The organism is Streptococcus sp. VTCC 12886 (genome assembly GCF_049893425.1).
Classification (GTDB): Bacteria; Bacillota; Bacilli; order Lactobacillales; family Streptococcaceae; genus Streptococcus; species Streptococcus suis_AA.
Window position 1 is genome coordinate 30,724 of the sequence record NZ_JBMVJB010000013.1, and the last position, 20,141, is coordinate 50,864.

At 39.0% G+C, this 20,141-nt stretch carries 19 protein-coding genes, 1 tRNA gene and 4 pseudogenes; 9 read left to right on the forward strand and 15 right to left on the reverse strand.

Annotated features, from left to right (window positions below):
• The first annotated feature begins 392 nt into the window (after nucleotides 1–392).
• Nucleotides 393–1,136 (forward strand): PHP domain-containing protein, encoded by a 744-nt coding sequence (locus tag ACPC57_RS05470; protein ID WP_217374888.1) that lies wholly within the window; start codon nucleotides 393–395, stop codon nucleotides 1,134–1,136.
• A 64-nt stretch (nucleotides 1,137–1,200) separates the two neighbouring features.
• Here the strand turns inward: ACPC57_RS05470 and ezrA are convergent, their stop codons facing one another.
• The 7 genes from ezrA to ACPC57_RS05505 form a co-directional block, all read right to left on the reverse strand.
• Nucleotides 1,201–2,925, reverse strand: a complete 1,725-nt coding sequence (gene ezrA / locus ACPC57_RS05475; RefSeq protein ID WP_274504721.1) for a septation ring formation regulator EzrA — start codon at nucleotides 2,923–2,925, stop codon at nucleotides 1,201–1,203.
• Between the two features lie 88 nt (nucleotides 2,926–3,013).
• Entirely contained in the window at nucleotides 3,014–4,966 is a 1,953-nt protein-coding gene (gyrB, locus tag ACPC57_RS05480) for a DNA topoisomerase (ATP-hydrolyzing) subunit B (RefSeq protein ID WP_434066469.1), read from the reverse strand.
• 122 nt (nucleotides 4,967–5,088) lie between these two features.
• Complete coding sequence (locus ACPC57_RS05485) at nucleotides 5,089–5,631, reverse strand: DJ-1 family glyoxalase III (RefSeq protein ID WP_217374885.1); 543 nt, start codon at nucleotides 5,629–5,631, stop codon at nucleotides 5,089–5,091.
• 7 nt (nucleotides 5,632–5,638) lie between these two features.
• Nucleotides 5,639–6,877: an FtsW/RodA/SpoVE family cell cycle protein gene (locus ACPC57_RS05490; RefSeq protein WP_217374884.1), complete on the reverse strand. Its 1,239-nt coding sequence runs from the start codon at nucleotides 6,875–6,877 to the stop codon at nucleotides 5,639–5,641.
• Between the two features lie 331 nt (nucleotides 6,878–7,208).
• Nucleotides 7,209–7,451, reverse strand: a complete 243-nt coding sequence (locus ACPC57_RS05495; protein ID WP_172036431.1) for a type B 50S ribosomal protein L31 — start codon at nucleotides 7,449–7,451, stop codon at nucleotides 7,209–7,211.
• Between the two features lie 139 nt (nucleotides 7,452–7,590).
• Nucleotides 7,591–8,619 (reverse strand): FAD:protein FMN transferase, encoded by a 1,029-nt coding sequence (locus ACPC57_RS05500; protein ID WP_277836750.1) that lies wholly within the window; start codon nucleotides 8,617–8,619, stop codon nucleotides 7,591–7,593.
• Complete coding sequence (locus ACPC57_RS05505; RefSeq protein WP_274504717.1) at nucleotides 8,606–9,550, reverse strand: DHH family phosphoesterase; 945 nt, start codon at nucleotides 9,548–9,550, stop codon at nucleotides 8,606–8,608. Before ACPC57_RS05505 ends, ACPC57_RS05500 begins: the two co-directional genes overlap by 14 nt.
• 94 nt (nucleotides 9,551–9,644) lie before the next feature.
• On the opposite strand from ACPC57_RS05505, the gene ACPC57_RS05510 reads away from it, so the two are divergent.
• From ACPC57_RS05510 to ACPC57_RS05525, 4 genes and pseudogenes are all read left to right on the forward strand, one after another.
• Nucleotides 9,645–10,106 (forward strand): flavodoxin, encoded by a 462-nt coding sequence (locus ACPC57_RS05510; RefSeq protein WP_217374881.1) that lies wholly within the window; start codon nucleotides 9,645–9,647, stop codon nucleotides 10,104–10,106.
• Between the two features lie 174 nt (nucleotides 10,107–10,280).
• Nucleotides 10,281–10,512: pseudogene (gene rpsN, locus ACPC57_RS05515) on the forward strand (30S ribosomal protein S14).
• An 81-nt stretch (nucleotides 10,513–10,593) separates the two neighbouring features.
• Nucleotides 10,594–10,869 (forward strand): chorismate mutase, encoded by a 276-nt coding sequence (locus ACPC57_RS05520; protein ID WP_130554325.1) that lies wholly within the window; start codon nucleotides 10,594–10,596, stop codon nucleotides 10,867–10,869.
• Nucleotides 10,862–12,046 (forward strand): chloride channel protein, encoded by a 1,185-nt coding sequence (locus ACPC57_RS05525; RefSeq protein WP_434066470.1) that lies wholly within the window; start codon nucleotides 10,862–10,864, stop codon nucleotides 12,044–12,046. Before ACPC57_RS05520 ends, ACPC57_RS05525 begins: the two co-directional genes overlap by 8 nt.
• A gap of 160 nt (nucleotides 12,047–12,206) precedes the next feature.
• Here the strand turns inward: ACPC57_RS05525 and ACPC57_RS05530 are convergent, their stop codons facing one another.
• Both ACPC57_RS05530 and ACPC57_RS05535 read right to left on the reverse strand, forming a co-directional pair.
• Nucleotides 12,207–12,494 carry a hypothetical protein gene (locus ACPC57_RS05530; RefSeq protein WP_434066471.1) on the reverse strand — a complete coding sequence of 96 codons (288 nt, stop codon included), beginning with the start codon at nucleotides 12,492–12,494 and terminating at the stop codon, nucleotides 12,207–12,209.
• A gap of 34 nt (nucleotides 12,495–12,528) precedes the next feature.
• Nucleotides 12,529–12,735 (reverse strand): annotated as a pseudogene (locus ACPC57_RS05535) (PTS system mannose/fructose/sorbose family transporter subunit IID); the annotation flags it as partial.
• Between ACPC57_RS05535 and ACPC57_RS05540 the strand changes: the two are divergent.
• The 4 genes and pseudogenes from ACPC57_RS05540 to ACPC57_RS05555 all read left to right on the forward strand — a co-directional run bounded on the left by ACPC57_RS05540 (nucleotide 12,660) and on the right by ACPC57_RS05555 (nucleotide 14,349).
• A complete protein-coding gene (locus ACPC57_RS05540; RefSeq protein ID WP_254451637.1) occupies nucleotides 12,660–12,872 on the forward strand; it encodes a hypothetical protein in 213 nt (70 codons plus the stop codon). The pseudogene ACPC57_RS05535 and the gene ACPC57_RS05540 sit on opposite strands and share 76 nt — an antisense overlap.
• Before the next feature lie 24 nt (nucleotides 12,873–12,896).
• Nucleotides 12,897–13,046 (forward strand): hypothetical protein, encoded by a 150-nt coding sequence (locus tag ACPC57_RS05545; protein ID WP_274504714.1) that lies wholly within the window; start codon nucleotides 12,897–12,899, stop codon nucleotides 13,044–13,046.
• A gap of 1 nt (nucleotide 13,047) precedes the next feature.
• Nucleotides 13,048–13,242, forward strand: a pseudogene (locus tag ACPC57_RS05550) (hypothetical protein); the annotation flags it as partial.
• 372 nt (nucleotides 13,243–13,614) lie between these two features.
• A complete protein-coding gene (locus ACPC57_RS05555; RefSeq protein WP_434066472.1) occupies nucleotides 13,615–14,349 on the forward strand; it encodes a site-specific integrase in 735 nt (244 codons plus the stop codon).
• A 37-nt stretch (nucleotides 14,350–14,386) separates the two neighbouring features.
• Here ACPC57_RS05555 and ACPC57_RS05560 read toward each other — a convergent pair.
• The 6 genes and pseudogenes from ACPC57_RS05560 to sodA all read right to left on the reverse strand — a co-directional run bounded on the left by ACPC57_RS05560 (nucleotide 14,387) and on the right by sodA (nucleotide 20,120).
• Nucleotides 14,387–14,458 (reverse strand) — tRNA-Arg (locus ACPC57_RS05560).
• 53 nt (nucleotides 14,459–14,511) lie between these two features.
• The gene (locus ACPC57_RS05565; protein WP_217375147.1) at nucleotides 14,512–15,186 is read right to left on the reverse strand and encodes a hydrolase; all 675 of its coding nucleotides are present in this window, start codon (nucleotides 15,184–15,186) and stop codon (nucleotides 14,512–14,514) included.
• A gap of 33 nt (nucleotides 15,187–15,219) precedes the next feature.
• On the reverse strand, nucleotides 15,220–16,965 hold the full coding sequence (locus ACPC57_RS05570) for an ABC transporter ATP-binding protein (RefSeq protein WP_434066473.1): 1,746 nt from the start codon (nucleotides 16,963–16,965) through the stop codon (nucleotides 15,220–15,222).
• A pseudogene (locus ACPC57_RS05575) lies at nucleotides 16,955–18,693 on the reverse strand (ABC transporter ATP-binding protein). The gene ACPC57_RS05570 and the pseudogene ACPC57_RS05575 overlap by 11 nt, the downstream one beginning before the upstream one ends.
• Before the next feature lie 272 nt (nucleotides 18,694–18,965).
• The gene (rplS, locus tag ACPC57_RS05580) at nucleotides 18,966–19,313 is read right to left on the reverse strand and encodes a 50S ribosomal protein L19 (RefSeq protein WP_011921928.1); all 348 of its coding nucleotides are present in this window, start codon (nucleotides 19,311–19,313) and stop codon (nucleotides 18,966–18,968) included.
• Between the two features lie 201 nt (nucleotides 19,314–19,514).
• On the reverse strand, nucleotides 19,515–20,120 hold the full coding sequence (gene sodA, locus ACPC57_RS05585; RefSeq protein WP_434066474.1) for a superoxide dismutase SodA: 606 nt from the start codon (nucleotides 20,118–20,120) through the stop codon (nucleotides 19,515–19,517).
• Between the last annotated feature and the right edge of the window lie 21 nt (nucleotides 20,121–20,141).

The following is a 20,141-nucleotide window of genomic DNA, read 5'->3' on the forward strand; positions in this document are numbered from 1 at the left end:
ATCAAAAAACCACATGCGAAGTCCTCGTATCAGGACGTTTGCACGTGGTTCCACCTTCATTCAGATATATGTCGCCACATATCCCTCAGGAAGTCTAAGACTTCAGCTCGTAACGTGAGCAGACGTCAATTGCTATTGAGTCTTTCAACCGTTCACAACTGCACTCAAGAATGTGTGCCCAAATCATTGTATCCTTTCAGCAACTAGATACTCTCTGCAAGTGATTTGGGATTGTTTCTATCTTCGATTTTCTATTTTGTACTATTTTACCAAATTTTTAAGAAATTGCAAGAATTATCAGAATTATTTATGATAATCCTAACCTTCGCCTTTAAAGTAAGTCTTGCTCAAGATTCTAGCTTCTGTTACAATAGAAAAAAAGGAGGTTTGCCATGCGAGATAACCATTTGCACACTCATCATTCCTATGACTCAGAAACAGATTTTAAAGATTATTTGGATCAGTACGATGGCGAAATTGTGACAACAGAACATTTTGACTTATCCAACCCTTACAGCAAACAGGACGATGTACCCGACTATGAAGCCTATTCTAAAGAAATAGCTGAGCTAAACAAACAATACAATAACCGCATCAAAAAAGGAATTGAAATTGGCTACTTCCAGCCACGCGAAGCAGACATTCTTTCTTATCTGGCTGATAAAGAGTTTGATCTAAAGCTACTTTCCGTCCACCATAATGGAGTAAATGACTACTTAGACGATGAAGTAGCTGACATGGATATGCATACCATCATAAGTGACTACTTAGATCGACTAGAATACGCTATCGGACGCGTTGAGGCTGATGTTCTTGCCCATTTTGACTATGGATTTCGTCTCTTCGACTTATCTGTCAAGGATTTACAGATATATGAACCACAGTTAATTCGTATTTTTCAAAAAATGATCGAGAATAATCTTGCATTTGAATTAAATGCAAAGAGTATCTACCTCTACCATCACGAAGACCTTTATCGTTATGCACTTTCTCTGGTTCAACAATTGGGGTGCCATCGCTATTCAATTGGATCTGATGGTCATAAACTGGCCCATTTCAGATTAGGCTTTGATCAGCTCGAATCCTTATTAGAAGAATACTCTATTTCTAAAGAAGAAGTCATCAATTACCGATAGGACTTACAAAAAAAACCAGTATATCGCTTTTCCTAATGCGATATACTGGTCTTTTCGTCTTTGTTTAATAGCGAATGGCTTCGCGAGTTTTTTCATATGAACGAACGAAACGTTCTGTTACACCAGGCTCAACTGTCTCCAATGCAAATGAAATTTCTTCAAAAGAGGCTTGATAATCAAACTCTTTTTCAAAAATAGCTAAAGAACGATTAAAAGCTTTTTGAACATTCTCATCGAATGAGCGGTAACGGTTAGAATATTGTAAGAGTTGCTCTGTCAAAGTTGCATTTTGTACAATTAAATAAGCTAACTCTTCCAGTTGATTCATATCGTAAGTAGCATTTTCTAATAAACGGTTAACCACTTCGATGTTAATTCGTTTATAGTCCAATTCAGAAATCAATGCCTCAACATGATCGCTTGTTCTGAAGAAACTTGTTAAGAACTCACCAGGAATGCCTGGCATATTGCGTTTTTCCATGTAGCGTTTCAAGGTATGAAGCTTATTGATATAAAGTGTAGCTTTTTTACGCGCTGCATTTTCTGAAATTTCTTGTGACTTCAGATACTCTGCAAGTACCAATTGCTCTTCTTCGATTTCTTTCAATGTTGATAAAGCATGTTCTAGACGCTCTTGTAAAATTGAATAAGCAACTTGTGGAGTCTCAATCTCATCAACACTTTCAGTCACAACTATTTCAATGGACTCCAAACGTTTTTTCAATTGATTAATACGAGACAATTTACTTTCTGCCAGTAAATAACTTGCATTTAAACGAGAAGCTTCTTCGTCAAGTTTCGCAGTATTTTCTGTGACATGTGCCAAGAATTTTGGCAAGGTATTACTAATCTTCACAACTGCTTTATGTGCTTCGACTTCACGAGTGAACAATTGATAAAGGTTTTCCAGTTTAGCTTGAATCTTTTCATTTTCAACTTCAGCTGCATCCAAATCAAAAGATACAACCAAGGCTGTATTTTCACGAATAGAGACACGAATATTCTGGAATTGAGATTCTATATCATTATCTGTAAACAAATAGTTTTGTTCTACTAATTTGCGATAACCAGTCTCCAAATCATCTAATTGATCTGGGAATGATTTTTCGAGCTTTTCAATCAAATTAGGAATACGATCCATAATTTGACTCAGGGCAATCATATGCTCTTCCGTCTTATCAAGAATTTCAGACGCCTCGATTGGGTCCCCAGATGAATTTAACATGACAAACTCAGAGAATTCGACTTCAATATTCTTCAACTGTTTCTCTAATTCTGGCAAGGTTTCCCCAAAACTATCAGCATTATCTCGTACTGTTTCCTGTAAACTATCGAAGAGATTCAATGCATGTTTCACGCGACCTGAATTTTTCTCCTCTTGTTCTTTTAACTCAACAAGTCCGTGGCGAATAGCTTCAATATCTTCCTCAACCAAATTAATCTGGCTTTCAATACTATCAATTGCATTTTTTGCGCTAATGAATCGGAAAGAATTGTTAAAACCTTCAGCTTCAAAAATATGATTTTCAATATCAGCAAATGAGTTGAGTGATAAATCCACCCATTTTTGATTCCACTCACGGAATGTAACTTGGCTTTGACCAATCAAATGAAGCGCCTTAACGGCCTCCACTTCCTGATTCACTGGCAGATTAAATAAATCTTCCTTGCGCTTCTCTAATGCAACCAAAAGGTTTTCATTACGTTTGCGAACAATCAGACAGGCTACATAGGCAATGATTAAAATAATAACAATCGAAATGATTAAAATGATTGTTCCAGTAGGCATGTAAATCTCCTTAGTTTCATAATGATTACGAGTAAATATCGCTTAATTATACCATATCTTACTAGCAATTGCACTATTTTTTTCATTTTTACACATCTAGTGTTGAATACACGGCATTTTCTTCGATAAACTCTCGACGAGGTTCGACCTTATCCCCCATCAGCATATCAAATATCTTGTCAGCTTCTGCAGCATCATCAACTGAAACACGCGCCATTAAACGGTTTTCTGGATTCATAGTTGTCTCCCATAATTGATGATCATCCATCTCTCCCAAACCTTTATAACGCTGAATAGTTGGCTTAGAGCGTCCTGTACTATGTCTCTCTAAAGCTTCTTGTAATTCCTGCTCTTGATTGACACCTGGTTGAATATACTCTTTAATATCGCTTCCAACCTTAACACCATAGATAGGTGGTTGTGCAATGTAGACATATCCTGCTTCAACAATCGGACGCATGTAGCGGTAGAATAAAGTCAAAAGGAGAGTACGAATATGAGCACCATCGACATCGGCATCCGTCATGATGACTAATTTTTGGTAACGAGCCTTGGTAACATCAAAATCCGCTCCAAACCCAGTCCCCATAGCAGTAAATAAGCTACGGATTTCTTCATTAGCCAAAATCTTATCCATGCTCGCTTTTTCAACGTTCAAGATTTTACCACGAATTGGCAAGATTGCCTGAAACTCACGATTTCGTCCAGATTTTGCTGATCCACCGGCTGAATCCCCCTCAACGATAAACAACTCTGTCTTTGTTGGATCATTCGATGAACAATCAGCTAACTTACCAGGAAGGTTGGAAATCTCAAGACCTGATTTCTTACGAGTTACTTCACGCGCACGTTTGGCTGCAATACGAGCCTTGCTCGCCAGAATCCCTTTCTCAACAATCCGTCGAGCAATCTGTGGATTTTCCAACAGAAACTCTGCAAAAGCATCAGAAAAGAGGCGGTTTGTAATCTTTACAACTTCGCTATTTCCAAGTTTTGTCTTTGTTTGTCCTTCAAATTGCGGTACAGGATGCTTAACAGAAATGACTGCTGTCAAACCTTCTCGAACATCTTCACCAGTTAGATTGTCTTCATTTTCCTTTAAGATTTTGTTCTTTTTAGCGTAATCATTGATGACACGAGTCAGTGCTGTACGGAAACCTTGTTCGTGAGTACCGCCTTCATGAGTATGGATATTATTGGCGAAACTGATGACATTTTCATGATAACTTGTTGTATATTGCATAGCAACCTCAACAGTGATATCCTCCATCTCACCCTCAGTGTAAATTGGTGTCTCAAAAATCACATCTTTATTTTCATTGAGGTATTCAACATAAGAGGCAATCCCGCCTTCATAATGGTATTCCTTGGTTTGTTCCAAGCCCTCCCGTTTGTCAGTAATTGAAATATTTAAACCACGGTTTAGAAATGCAAGTTCTTGAATTCGCTTGTTTAATTTAGTAAATTCAAATTCAGTTGTTTCAGTAAAAATCTCAGGGTCTGGTGTGAAATGAACAGTTGTACCAGAACGGTTTGTTTCACCTATTACTTTCAAATCTGCAACAACTTCACCTCTTCGGTATTCTTGGTAATAAACCTGACCGTTTTTATAGACTCGTACATCCAATTGAGCAGACAAAGCATTTACAACAGAAGAACCAACGCCGTGCAAACCACCAGATACCTTGTAGCCACCTCCGCCAAATTTACCTCCGGCATGGAGCACTGTGAAGACCGTCTCAACAGCTGGGCGACCCGTTCTTTCCTGAATATCAACAGGAATACCGCGTCCATTATCAATAACGGTAATAGAATTATCTTTCTCAATGATAACTTCAATTTTATTCGCAAATCCCGCCAACGCCTCGTCAATCGAGTTATCGACAATTTCCCACACCAAATGATGTAAACCTTCTTTAGATGTGGAACCAATATACATCCCTGGACGCATACGAACAGCTTCAAGACCCTCTAGAACTTGGATTTGACTGGCATCATACTCTTGAGCTTTTTCTTGTAAATCTTTGATTTCTTCTGTCATTTTTCTTCCTTTATCGCTATTAAAAACATTCTAGTGAATACCTTTCATTATAGCATATTTTTTACTAATTTAACAGTAAAAAAGAAAGGTAGATGACTCTCATTCTACCTTTCTCGTTCTACTTAATTACGGCGATAAACCATCTTCTTAGCTAATTCATGCCCATCATTGCCAAACATATCTACCAACGTATAAGCAAATTCCAGACTGGTTCCTGCCCCACGACTTGTAACGATTGGACCATCAACTACAACTACTTCTTCAATATGATTCCCTGATTGAATATCCTGTTCCATACCTGGATAGCAAGTGTAGTTTCTATTCTCCAATAAGCCTGCTCTGTCCAGCACAATAGGAGCAGCACAGATAGCAGCAACAAATTTACCAGTGTCAACAACAGCCTGTAAGTCCGCGATCAATTCACTATGATCACGAAGGTTTGTAGCACCTGGCATCCCCCCCGGCAATACAACAAGATCATAGGAAGTTAATTGTCCCGAAAACCTTGTATCAGCTTCCACACGAATTCCATGAGAACCTTCAACGGTTCGATCCAGCAATCCTATCATATGACAGTCAAATCCAGCCCTACGAAAAATATCAACAGGTGCCAAAGCCTCGATTTCTTCAAAACCCGGCGCCAACATTACTGCAACTTTTACCATATAAAACCTATCTTTCTAAACGTTTGATCGTAATTTTTTTAAATTTACGTGAACGATCATTGTCTCTTTCATTCGACAAATGATACTGGTAACCCATGGACAAAATCAATCCTATACCAATTAAGTTGGCTACCATTGATGATCCACCTTGTGAAATAAAAGGTAAAGGAATACCTGTCAAAGGCAATAATCCAGTTGCTGCACCAATATTCTCAAAAACGTGGAACAAAAGCATCATGATATAGCCTGTAGATATGTAGGTATAGTATTTGTTGTTCGATTTTAAGGTAACCCGTAACATTCTATAAATTAACAATAAATATAGACCAATCAACACACTACTACCTATAAAACCAAAATCCTCAGCAATAACAGTAAAAATCATGTCACTTTCACGAACTGGGATGAATAAATTAGTCTGATTAAATCCAATCCCTTTCAAACCACCACTTCCAATCGCAATGAGACTTTGTGCCTGTTGATAGGTCGTTGTTTGAGCGTTTTCAAAAGGATCCAACCAAGCGGAAATCCGGTTGATTTGATACGTGTCCATTCCCAAATTATGCAATAGAGTTGTTCCACCAGGTGAAATAAAAATCAACATAAAGCCAGTCACCAAAACGAATGCAACAAGGCTAATGGGCACCAATATTTTCCATGATACTCCTGATAAAAGAACCATTCCGCAAAAAATAGCAATGAAAACCAAAGATGTACCCAAATCACTTTGTAAGGCCAATAATGCCAAAACAGGAATCGTAAAGAGTGTCAAATATCCTATTAATTTAAAATCATTCTTTATGGACTGTTCTTCATGGTACTTGTGAAATGTAACAATCACTCTTGCCAACATGATGATGTATGAGATTTTCACAAATTCAGAAGGTTGAAACAGCGTTGTATCTCCAATCGTAACCCAGTTCTTAGCACCTGTTGAAGCAACTAAATCCGGACTGTAGAAAAATAATGGAAGAACCATCAATCCTAAACCCAAAACATAGAGAAACGGTGTAATTTGCCATAAGAACTTGGTAGAAAAAAACATAACGATTAAGGCAGCAATAACTCCAATTCCTATCCATGCAACCTGTTGCCCAACCATCTGAAGTACAATATCAGGATAATCCTGACTAACTGCAATATACAATGAGAGTATGCCTACAACTAGTAAAAAAAAGACGGGTAAAATAAGTGAATAATCTATTCGACTATCAATTGTTCCTCTGTTATTCATGAATGACCTCATACTTTCAACTCAAATACTAACTCTTTCCATTATAGCAAAAAAAGACTGGTCATTGAAATCAAAAGTTGAAATGTATAGCCAAAATCGTATAAGTACAAACTAGTTCAATCTCATCAAGGCATTATAAAACAATTGATGGAACAACCACTACTTTAAACAGTAATACATCCATAAAACGAAAATACAAAAGAAAAGCGGCTGAAAAGTTTGCCCAATTTTCGGGAATGTAACGACCAGCCGTTACTTTTTCGTTACCATTTCAAAAAGAAAGCCATTCCCAAGGCACGGGAATGGCTTAAAATCAACGTTTCTAACGGTTTTATAACGATGATTATTTGAGACCGTATTTTTTGTTGAAACGATCCACACGTCCATCTGCTTGAGTGAACTTTTGACGTCCAGTATAGAATGGGTGTGAGTCTGATGAAATTTCCACACGGATCAATGGGTATGTTTCACCTTCGAATTCAACTGTTTCGTTTGATTTCTTAGTTGAACCACTAAGGAACTTGTAGCCAGTAGTTGTGTCCAAGAAGACAACAGTGCGATATTCTGGATGGATATCTTTTTTCATTATAAAAATTCCTTTCTGCCATGGTCTCTTTTTCGAGCCATAGATTATAACCATTTAATTCTACCAAAAATTTTTCCTTCTGGCAAGTCTTTTAAATCAATTTTTAACTATTTTAGGTTATTTCAAAAACTCCCAAAAACTAAAGTGCTGATGCACCCGAAGCTACATCAGAAGTGACCCTTGCCCCAAATCCCCCTCTTGAAGGACTGCCCAAGCTATCAGAAACCCTTTCTTTACCGGCAAGAACTTTCTCAGAAAGCCCTGAAGTCACTAGAATCCTGCCATCAAGCCCAATCAAAACCGCCTCGATACTATCAGTTTCCTCTACCATCTTATAAATCCGAGTCATTTCTTGACCAAACAATCGAGTTGTCCAAATCTCACCATCAACGGATCGTTTGGACACAATGGTCAAACTAGCCAGCTGCGACTCGATTGGATAGCCAGTCTCAGGACTCAAAATATGATGATAGGTCTTTCCATTAACGGTTAGGGTTCTTTCGTAAATACCAGAGGTGACAACCGATTCTTCTCGTATTTTTAGGACGATGGCATTTTCACCACGTGGTTTCTGAGGATCCTGTATACCAATTCGCCAATAACCATCTGGATTGTGAGGAGCTTGACCAAAGGTCAGGACATTGCCACCCAGGTTAATCAATCCAGCTTCCACACCTATTCTTTTCAAGAAGTCGACAATCTTATCTGCTACATATCCTTTAGCAAGAGCACCCAAATCAATCGCCATGCCCTCTTTTCTCAAATAGACTGTGTGCTCTTGGTCATCTAATTCAATGTCCCTTGGATTGATGAGTTGGAGTTTTTCACTGATCATTGCTTGAGTTGGAAGTTTGGCATCACTAAAACCAATCCGCCAGCTTTGCACAAGGGGACCAATGGTAATATTCAAAAAAGATCCCTGAGCCAGACTATGTTCTTTGCCCAATGTAATCAATTCATACAGGTCATCGGCAACAGGAACCGCCTGAACACCAGCATTGAGGTTGACCTCCATTAATTCAGAGGTCAAGTCATTAGCAGAAAACCGATCCTTGTAGAGATAGAGAAGCTCTTCTACCTGATCCAAAATCGGTTCTGCCTGAGGATGCCATATTTTGGTTTCAATGATAGTTCCCATAAGTCGAAGGGAGCGACTACTTGCTTGCATTCCTCACTACCTCTTGGATTTCTTGGTATATTTGCTCATTTTCGGAGAGTGAATAAGAGTTAGCACCACTTGCTAGTGGGTGGCCACCGCCATCGTGGCGTTTGGCAATCTCGTTGATTGGAAGATACTTACTGCGCAAACGGACTCTGTAATTTCCGTCAGTTTGTTCCACAAAAATCCCCCAAGATTGAACAACTCCAATCCGTCCTGGTGCACCTACGATAAAGGAAGTGTCCGCATCGGTCACCCCATATTTTTCGAGAATATCCTGTGTCAAAACGACACGTGCCGCACCATGTTCATCCACTTCCAAGTTGTCGTAGACGTAACCTGTCAACTTGGCAATCTTGAAATCAATGGTATCCATCTGGCGAGAAATCCTTGCAAAGTCAAAATCTTCTTGGCGGAGACGAGCAACAATCTCAAAGGTGCGCGAGCTGGTTGCTGGATAGAGAAAGCGGCCTGTATCGCCCACAATTCCTGCATAGAGTAGACAAGCAATCTCTCCATCGAGTTCAAGTTGGCTTTGGATGGCTAGTTCCGTAATCATTTCACTGCATGAGCTGGCTTCCGTATTGACCCAGAGCAGGTCACCATAAGGCTCCTCATTGGGATGATGATCGATTTTTATCAAGAAATCTCCTTGAGTATAACGGTCGTCATCCACACGCGCAGTATTGGCAGTGTCTGTCACGATTACTAAGGCTCCTTGATAGTCTTGGTCTGCAACTACGTCCATTCCTGCCATCCAAGCAAGATTTGGTTCCTCAAAACCGGTTACCTTGATGGTTTTTTCAGGAAAATTCTTCTGCAAGAGTTTCTGTAAGCCAACTTGACTACCAATCGCATCCGGATCTGGTCTTTTATGTCGATGAATAATAATCGTGTCATATTCGTTAATTTTTTCAATAATTTTACTGTAAATTGTCATAGCAACTCCTTTTTATCATTTTAGCATAAACTTCCCCTTTTGAAAATGATGGGTGTGTGGTATAATGGAATTACTATGTAATTTGGAGGAAATTATGGCACTAGCAAAAATAGTTTACGCTAGTATGACTGGTAACACAGAAGAAATTGCTGACATCGTCGCCAGTAAGCTAGAAGAGTTGGGCGTTGAAGTACAGGTACATGAATGTACGACTATTGAAACAGAAGATATTTTGGATGCAGACCTTATTGTTGTAGCTAGCTATACCTATTCGTATGGTGGTGATGGTGAACTTCCAGATGAAATTGTTGATTTCTATGCTGACCTAGCTAACTTAGATTTGACTGGTAAGGTCTACGGTGTTTGCGGTTCTGGTGATACCTTCTATGATGACTTCTGTAGTGCAGTAGATGACTTTGATGTCATGTTGGGTTCACGTGGTGCAACTAAGGGTGCTGAAAATGTCAAAGTAGACCTTGCAGCTGAAGATGAGGATATTGTTAATCTTGAGCAATTTGCAACAGACCTTGTTGCAAAATTAGATACTTTGAATTAATTGATAAACAGACTGGCTTATCAATAGGTCTGGTCTGTTTTTTTTAGCCTATTAATAAGATTGTACACCTATTGTTTGCAATCTTTTTTTTGATATATAAATAACTGGTTAAGTTTTTAGAAAAAGGTGAATTTTATGGCTAAAGAATCAAAAATGGCCCGCTATCAGAGGTAGTTGGAACTAATCGAACGTTATGCAGATTTGCGAAAAAGTCTCAAAGAAAAAGGTGACTACCAAGCACTCAGAAAATTGCTTCGCGACTCAAATCCTAATCGACTGAAATACCGAGACCGGACAGAGATGGCCGTCCGCATGCTTATATGCAAAAATCGGTGTGAGTCGAATTACTTTCCGTGAATCAGCTCATCTTGGTCAACTCCCTGGGGTTAAAAAAGCAAGTTGGTAAACATTCTTAACAAGGCTGGTTTTTCGCCTTGTTTTTTGCTATACTAAAAACCAACTGAAACAATCTCTGGAGGAGTAAATAATGGATTTAGACATGATTCGTTCACAAATTAATCAGCTTGATGAGGAACTTGTTGCACTATTGGAAAAACGTATGGAGCTTGTTGATCAAGTCGCAGCCTACAAACGAGCAACAGGTAAGCCTGTTTTGGATACCAGCCGAGAAAAAGCTGTTCTTGAAAGAGTTGGAAAATTAGTCCAAAAGGATGATTACCGCTCTGCTATTCAAGCGACCTTTAGTGATATGATAGCCCAATCAAGAGCATATCAATCTTCCAAGTTAGCGAATCATGAGTAATAAGATGAAACATACCATCCAACTCCTTTTCTTTTCTTGCTTAATTGGAGTCGGTGCAGGAATTATCACCACACTTTTTGGGAAAATTCTACTAGGGGTTGGAGACTTACGATCTGAATATTTTATATATCTAATCCCCTTTCTGCCACTTGTAGGGGTGTTGATTATTTTCATTTATCAAAAATGGGGGAGGGAAGTCCAAGCAGGTATGGGCTTAGTATTCAAAGCTGGACAAGGGGAGATAGTACAAATTTCTCCAGTTCTCATTCCGCTCATCATCTCTACAACTTGGCTCAGTCATCTTTTTGGCGCTTCCGTTGGTCGCGAGGGGGTAGCTGTCCAACTTGGAGCCAGTCTCTCACACTGGTTAAAAAAACATGGTTTCACACACTTGCCCAAAGACATGATAACAAAGATTGGTATGGCCGCAGGTTTTGCAGGGCTATTTCAAACACCATTGGCTGCTGGTTTCTTTGCTATTGAGGTTTTAATCGTTGGCCAATATGCTTGGACTAGTCTCCCCTATTGTCTAGTTGCGGCTTTCACAGCTTCTACTACTTCCCATTTATTGGGATTAGAGAAATTTTCCCACACTATTTCATCTTTTTCATTCCAGTTTACAGATAGTTTCAAATGGCTATTTATTGCCCTTTGCTTCGGTTTCATCGGCAATTTATTCGCCTGGTTTTTGACGCAATCAAAAAGCATCTCAACTCGATGGCTTCCAAATCCTTACATTAAAATAGCTATCATGGGAGTTGGACTGACCGTTCTACTATTTTTCTTCCATCAAGGTCGTTATACTGGTCTAGGAACCAATTTGATCGATGCAAGTTTAGCTGGGGAACAAGTGTTTGCTTACGATTGGCTACTAAAACTCCTACTCACCTGTCTTTGTTTGGCCGCAGGTTTTCAAGGGGGCGAAGTTACTCCACTCTTTGCGATTGGAGCAAGTTCTGGGGCTGTTTTAGCAGGATTGCTAGGTCTACCAACTGAGCTTGTTGCAGCCCTTGGGTATTGTGCCGTATTTGGAACAGCCACCAATACCTTACTAGCTCCTATTTTTATTGGATACGAAGTGTTCGGAAGTAGTATCATCCAATACGCAATACCCGTACTTATCATAGCGTATTTTGTCAATCGAAAGCAAACCATTTATGGAATGCAAGTGAGATAAATGGAAGAGAATACATATTATATGCATAAACACCAAATATGCATAAACACCAAGTTCTCAAAATAAGCTGATATTGCCATGAAAAGTAAAACGCATAAAATCGCCTTCCAAATAAGCTTGATTTTATGCGTTTTTTTGTAGTTTTATTGTATATATAGTATTATGAATTCGCTTCAATGGTAACCTCTAGGTGGTTAACCACTTTTTGAATATTTATTGTGCCCTTGTAAATGCCATAGCCAATGATTAGCATTCCTGAAAGACCTAGTATGACCAAAGTAATACCAACTAGTAAGGTTAAAAGTTGACCTCGTTGATAATAGAGTAGCATCCCACCAATGCCAGTTATAGCAAAAGCTAGACTCAACCATTTACCAAGATTCTGAATCATCCTTTTCTGATAGGCAATCTCAACATGATATCCGTTAATTATCTCATCATTTGACATACTAGGACTTCCTCTCCATCAATATTTTGCCATCTTAATATGATAAGCCTGGATCAAAAATTCCACGAACAACACCGATAAAGGCAATAACAACGAGTAGCAACATAGTTTTAATCGGAGAAAGATTTTTCTTAGCCATCAGCCACCAACAGAAGACGATGACACTTGCTGTCAACAATCCCGGGTAAACAGAGTCAAGATTTTCTTGGAGTACCAAATAAGGAGCATTTTTTGAATCAAGAAGGCATATACAACAAGCGTGCGAACATGATTGCAGTTGACGCCTTCTTGGATGAATTCCAACACAAGAAGGTCATCTACCACGAAATCGGCCACGAAGACCACGACCCGTCGCAATATGACCGAAGGCGTGAATAGTACAAACTGCAAGCGGATAGAAATATGATTCATTATCTGGTCAAAGAAGAATTGACCTTAGTGGACGATGTCAGAGAGTTTAATTACGTTCGCTTTATGGAAAAATACGACTTAAAAACCACAGTCAACGAGACTATTGTAATTGAGGAGTATACTAATTTAGCAGGTATATAGAATGAAAATCGGATACAGAAAACCAAGTGTGAAAAAAAGTTTGTCTGCTAGAACAACAGGCAGAGCGAAAAGAATGTTAAAAAGCTCTATCAATCCTACATATGGTAAAAATGGAATGGAGTTGATTAATAATCCAAAGAAGGCGGTTTATAATAAAATTTATAATAAAACGACTTCATGGTACCAAGAGTTTTTTGGCCACAACAAAGAGCAGAATTTTTCGGAAACTACAGGGCGGACTTTTTGCTCTTGGATGTATATCAGGTCTGGTTGTCGTTGGAATACCATTCTTAATATTGTGGAATATCATTGAAGCTATTATCGGTTAAAAATAAAAAATCCCCACACTTCCAACTGACCAAAGCGAAAGTGCAGGAGTATACAATGAAAAAAATTACCACTATAAACCTACTGATTTTATCTGCTGCAAGTATGGCATCTTGTTCATCATCATATCCGACAACTAATGTCTCGACAACTAATTACTAACTATTTCCCTGAAACGAAACTCTCAAAGATAAATGCTACTTCCTATCAAAACATTATAAACGAACTGGCAAAATGTTATGTGAAAGATAGTGTCAAAAGGTTCAATTCGCATATAAGGGCATCAATTAAAGTTGCTTTCCATCAAGGTATTTTAAAAAAAGATTTTACCGAAATTGTCAAAGTTTTCTCCGATGTCGAGTCCAAAAGAGAAGAAGACAATTATTTAGAACTAGATGAATATGAACAATTAATCACAGATTATCGAAAGACAATCAAGTACCACTCTCACTTCTTCCTGTACACAATTGGAAAGACGGGTTTGCGATTTTCGGAAGCAGCCGGCATTACAGAACCTATCGTTGACCGCGAAAATATGTGTTTACGAATCCGCAGGACTTACAAGGTTTACGGAAAGAAGAAAGGTTGGGGACCTACTAAGAATCCGCAATCAGAACGAGATGTACCGTTTGATAGCGAGTGGCTGAAAGCATACGACGAGTACATGAAAGTTGGATATATAGACAATCCAGATAAAAGATTATTTACCAAATTGACCGGGACTGGCGAAAATAAAATTTTAAAGAAAAAGACACGTCAAACATTTAATGTACATGGCTTGCATCATACCTACGTTAGCTGGCTAATCTATCATGATGTGGACGCTGTGACCATTGCCAAGTTAGTTGAACACAAGGATGCAACTGAAACATTGAAAACATATTCGCACTTATTTAAGGCCAAGCAAGAACAATCATTCGACAAAGTCAGAAATTTAATGGAAAAATTTGGGGCGAATTCGGGGCAAGAAAGTTAAAAACCCTTGTGTATCAAGGGTTTTTTCTGTATTTCTATCTCCCCTGCAGGAATCGAACCTGCAACTAATTCTTAGGAGGAATTTGTTATATCCATTTAACTAAGGGAAGTCTGCCTTTCTATTGTAACTCAGAAAAGGACAGAATGCAAGACTGAGACTGTTTTAGTCTGCTGCATGTTTACGGTATTTTTCCATTTTACCTTTGAACAATTCCCCATTACTTGGGGCGGTATAGGTGATAGCATTTGCTCCAGCTGCTATAACTTGACGAATGCTTTCTTCGGTTGGTCCACCAGTTGCCATGATAGGAAAATCGGGATACTCTTTCCGAATTTTTTCTACAACTTTCGGGGTTTCAACACCACATGAAACATTCAAGATATCTACCCCCGCTTCAATCCGAGATTTGATATCAGATTTATCTGAAACGACTGTATAAATAATGGGAATATCGATGACCTTATTGATTTCCTCAATTGTTTCAACAGTTGTTGGGCCATTTACAACAACAGCATAGGCTCCCTCTGATTCAGACAATAAGCTCATATTAGCCGAACGCACACCAGTTGTTAAGCCACCACCCACGCCAGCCAGAACAGGTACAGAAGCAACTATCATGATACTCTTAATAATGGCAGGAACTGGAGTAAAGGGATAAACCGCTAGAATGGCATCCGCATCATGATTCGCAATAATTGAAACATCGGTGGTAAATAAGATGGAACGAATGCGACGACCATAAATGCGAATGCCACTACATTCTTTTATGACTTTGGGCATTTGAACAATATCTTGTCGTAAATCAGACATGACTGATGGGATATGTGGTTGAGTCATCATAATACCTCCTACGGTGGTTTAACAATTTAATTACCGTGCCAATTGGCCAGCCTGAAGCTCATACATCCGATGATAGGTTCCCTTGAGGGCTAGTAATTCTTCATGGCTACCTGATTCAATAATTTTGCCTTTATCTAAAACGTAAATGCAATCTGCATCTTGAATCGTTGATAACCTGTGCGCAACTGCAATGGTTGTACGTCCTTTTCTCATTTTTTCAAGTGAATGCTGAACAGTCTGTTCTGTTTCAGAATCAATATTAGCAGTCGCTTCGTCTAGAATCAAAATCTTGGGCTGGCTTGCCATGGTTCTTGCAAACGCAAGTAACTGCCGTTGCCCAGTTGAAAACGAAGAACCCCTCTCTGTAACAAGCTGTTGGTAACCATTAGGTAATTTTTCAATAAATGGTGCTGCATCAACAAAACGAGCAGCTTCAATGATATCATCCTGACTGATATCTTGATACATTTGAATGTTGGAAGCAATGGTTCCATGATACAAGAACGGTTCCTGCAATACAAGCCCAATATTAGAACGCAATTCGTGAGGTGCGAATTGACGTATATCTTGTCCATCAATAAGGATGCGGCCCGATTGAAATTCATAAAAACGCATAAATACATTTATTATGGAAGATTTTCCAGATCCTGTAGCCCCAACAAAAGCAATAGTTTGTCCTTTTTTTACTTCGAATGAAACATGATCCAAAATTTTCCGCTTGCCATCATAAGAAAATGACACATCTTCAAAGACAACATCACCTTTAATGATTCGCACATCCGTACTCTCTTGCCTTGGCTCCTCAATCGTTTGATCCATTAGAGTAAACACGCGCCCCGCAGACACCATAGAAGTCTGAAGGGTTGAAAAGTGTTGGGTAACTTCTGAAAGAGGATCAAATAAACGATTGGCATATTGGATAAAAGCATAAATGAGGCCTGCGGAAACCGGTGCATCTGACCAATCCAAGCCAAAATAGGTCATTAGAAAAGCATAGGCTAGTATTTTTATCAGCGAAAGAGCAGGTCGCAAAAACAGGCTATCCAATGCCATTGACCGACTGGCAAAGGCTAGATATTCTTGATTAATAGCTTCAAACTCATCAGATAATCGTTCCTCTTGTCTAAAGGCCTGAATAATCCGAATTCCCTCAATACTCTCAGCAAGTTTACTATTGATTTGACTCAATAAACTCCGTGTTTTTTCCACAACGGGTGCTGATTTTTTTCGATACATATTCACCAATATAAAAATGATTGGTAAAAAGAGGACAATGAGGCTGGTTAATTTCCACTCAAGAGCAAACATGGTATACAAAGTGACAGCTACGACAAAAATAGCGGAAATGAAGCTGGACAGTATCCCAGAAAACATCTCTGAAATACTCTCCGTATCATTTGTCAATCGAGATACAATCGAACCACTCGGTGTTTGATCAAAATAGGCCATCCCCAAAGATTCCATTTTAGAAAAGGCATCCTGGCGAATATCTCGAACAATACTGTAAGAAACCTTCGCAAACCAAAAATTACCAATATACTGAAACAACATCTGGAGGATATACAGACCAAAATAGCCACCTAAAACCAACAAAATCCCATCTGTTACTTGATGGACATAATGATCAATGAAATAAGATGCCAGCAAGGGAATGATACTACGAATAACTGTGGTTAACAATAAAAAACTTAAGGCAGCGATGGTTAGAAATAGATAGGGTTTGACATAGGACAATAGCCGCCAAAAGACATTTTGTGGTGCTTTCTTATTCATCATACTCCTCCATTTCCAATTGCTGCATCCTATATGTATTATAGTACCAACCTTTCTTCTCAAGTAATTCTTGGTGACGTCCCCGTTCAGTAATACGCCCATTCTCTAATACCAAAATCATATCTGCATGGACTACTGCCGATAAACGATGGGCTGTGATGATGGTTGTTTTACCTCGCCTGCCCTCCTTGACATTTTCAATAATAGCATGTTCCGTCTTGGCATCAACTGCTGATAAGGAATCATCTAACAATAGGATTTCTGGATTTAAAATCATTGCGCGTGCCATAGCCAATCGCTGTTTTTGTCCACCAGATAAGGCAATACCTTTTTCTCCCACAACGGTGTCAAATTTTTCAGGCATATCCATTATATCATCATACACATGAACAATTTTAGCAGCTTCCTCAATCTCCTCTTCTCTCAAATTGGGATTTCCAAAGCGGATATTTTCTGAAATACTTGTTGCAAATAGAAACTGATCTTGGGGAACATAGCCCAGCAGACTCCTCAAATCTGCTAAACGATAGTCTTTTACATTTTCATTGTTCAATAAAATACGACCATCTTCCACATCATATTCACGCAAGATTAATTTTAATAAAGTAGTTTTCCCAGACCCTGTAGGACCTACTAGACCAACCGTCTGCCCTTTTTCAATAGTGAAATAGATGTCTTCAAGTGTCGGTTGTTCTTCATATGAAAATGCATCAATTTCATAACGAATGTCTCCATTTTCAGGTGCAGGTAAAGGATTCTGTGGATTTTCAACATCTGAACGAATATCTAATAATCGTTGGATACGCTCATAGGAAACAGCGCCACGTTGTGTAATATTAAATAAGAATCCTATCGCCATTAATGGCCAAACCAGTAAATCCAAATAGGTCATAAAGGTTACGAGTTGCCCAACTGTCACCTGACCTTGTCGAATAAATTGAGCACCAACGAACAAGGTCAGTACGTAAGAAAGACCAACAAAGAATAAAACGGCTGGATCAAACATGGCATCATACCGCATGGTCTTAATATTTTGTAAATAGGCTGCTTGATTGACTTCTTGGAATGCCTGAGTTTCCTTTTCCTGATAACCAAATGACTTGGTCACTTTGATACCTGATACCGATTCTTGAACCTTGTTATTTAATTCTGAGAAAGCTGCCTGAGAAGCCTTAAAATTCTCATGTGTCCTTCTGCCCAAAAAACTAGTTGTCATGGCCATAAAAGGCAAGGGCAGAATGGCAACTAGGGTCATTTTCCAAGAAATCATGAAACACATAGTCACCAATGTCATGATAGCCGTTACCGTCGCGTCGACAAATGACATCACTCCTCCACCTGCTAATCGTGTCAAAGCATTGATATCGTTAGTAGCGTGCGCCATCAAATCACCTGTTCGGTGATTTTGAAAAAGGGTGGAGACATTTTCATAAAATGTTCAAATAGCCTAGCACGCATAATTTTGCCAAGCCGAAAGGAAGTCGCTAGAATATTCATTCTCCAAATATAACGCAATACATACATACCGATTGCAGAGAGAACCAAACCAGCTACCCCAATCAGAAGTTCATTGCCTGATAAATGGTTCCCTGCAATCTGATCAATAATTTCTCCCATGATATAGGGCGGAAGCAAGTTCAATGCACTTACCAAGCACAAGGAAACAATCCCCATTACATACCGTTTTTTCTCTAGCCTAAAAAACCACCAAAGTTGTTTTATTATTTTCATTTCTAACTTTCTAAAAGATGAAACAAGTATTGGCAGTATTAGAAAACTGCCAACCATATGATATTATATTTAGTTTATCACAATTAATGATGAATAGAAAGATTGCGAGACGTCTGTCTCATATCTTTCCAGATATCTCTTCTCAGTATTCTACCAAACCGCCCGTCTTTTTCGATATCATCATAGACTGTTGCCGAATAAATGTCTAGAACGAAAAAAGACAGCTAAAGCTGCCTCTTCTCATTCCGACTACGTCAGTCCAAGGGACTATCTTAACGACGGATTTCTTTGATACGTGCTGCTTTACCTTGCAATGCACGTAGGTAGTACAATTTAGCACGACGAACTTTACCGTAACGAACGACTTCAATCTTATCAACACGTGGAGTGTGGATTGGGAAAGTACGCTCAACACCAACACCACCAGAAATTTTACGTACAGTGTACATTTCTGAGATGCCTTGGCCTTTACGAGAGATAACAACACCCTCGAAAATCTGGATACGTTCGCGATTACCTTCGACAACCTTAGCGTGAACACGTACAGTGTCACCAGGACGGAATGAAGGAATGTCAGTACGAAGTTGACCTTCAGTCAAACTTTGGATTAATGGATTCATTTTATTCTCCTATCTTTGTCAATCTTAGGTGCTTTTAAACCCAGCGGATAAACTGTATTTTCGTGTGTCCATTACACACAGACTATATTATACCCTAACTAACCACCTATGTAAAGCGTTTTGATGAATTTTCTACCGTGGCTAAGGTAGGGCTACAGACTATTTACATAAAAAACTCTCCCCAATGGAAGAGTAAATAGCTTATTTTGCAGCTTTATAAAGTTCGTTAACCTTGTTCCAATTTATCACTTCAAAGAAGGCTTTGACGTAATTTGGTCGAACGTTGCGGTATTTTAGGTAGTATGCATGTTCCCAAACATCGAGAGCCAAGATCGGCTTCAAGCCTTGCATGATTGGTGTATCTTGGTTAGCGGTTGAAAGAATTTCTAATTTTCCTTCTTTATTAACTACCAAAAAAGCCCAACCTGAACCAAAGCGTGTTGTTGCAGCGGTAGTAAATGCTTCCTTAAAGGCATCAAAAGAGCCGAATGTCGCATCGATTTCTGTAGCCAACTCTTCAGAAATTTCAGTTTTCTCTGGAGAAAGTAATTCCCAAAAGAGAGCGTGGTTAAGATGTCCGCCACCATTGTTGATCAAGGCCTGACGAATATCTGCTGGAATTTGTTCAACATCTGAAAGGAGAGCCTCTAGATCTTCGCCAATTTCAGGATGCTTTTCAAGTGCTGCATTGGCATTTGCTACATAAGTTGCATGGTGCTTATCATGGTGCAAAGTCATTGTTTCCGCATCAATATGTGGTTCCAAAGCGTCATAAGCATAAGGTAAATCTGGTAAAATAATCGCCATAATTCTGTTCTCCTATAAATT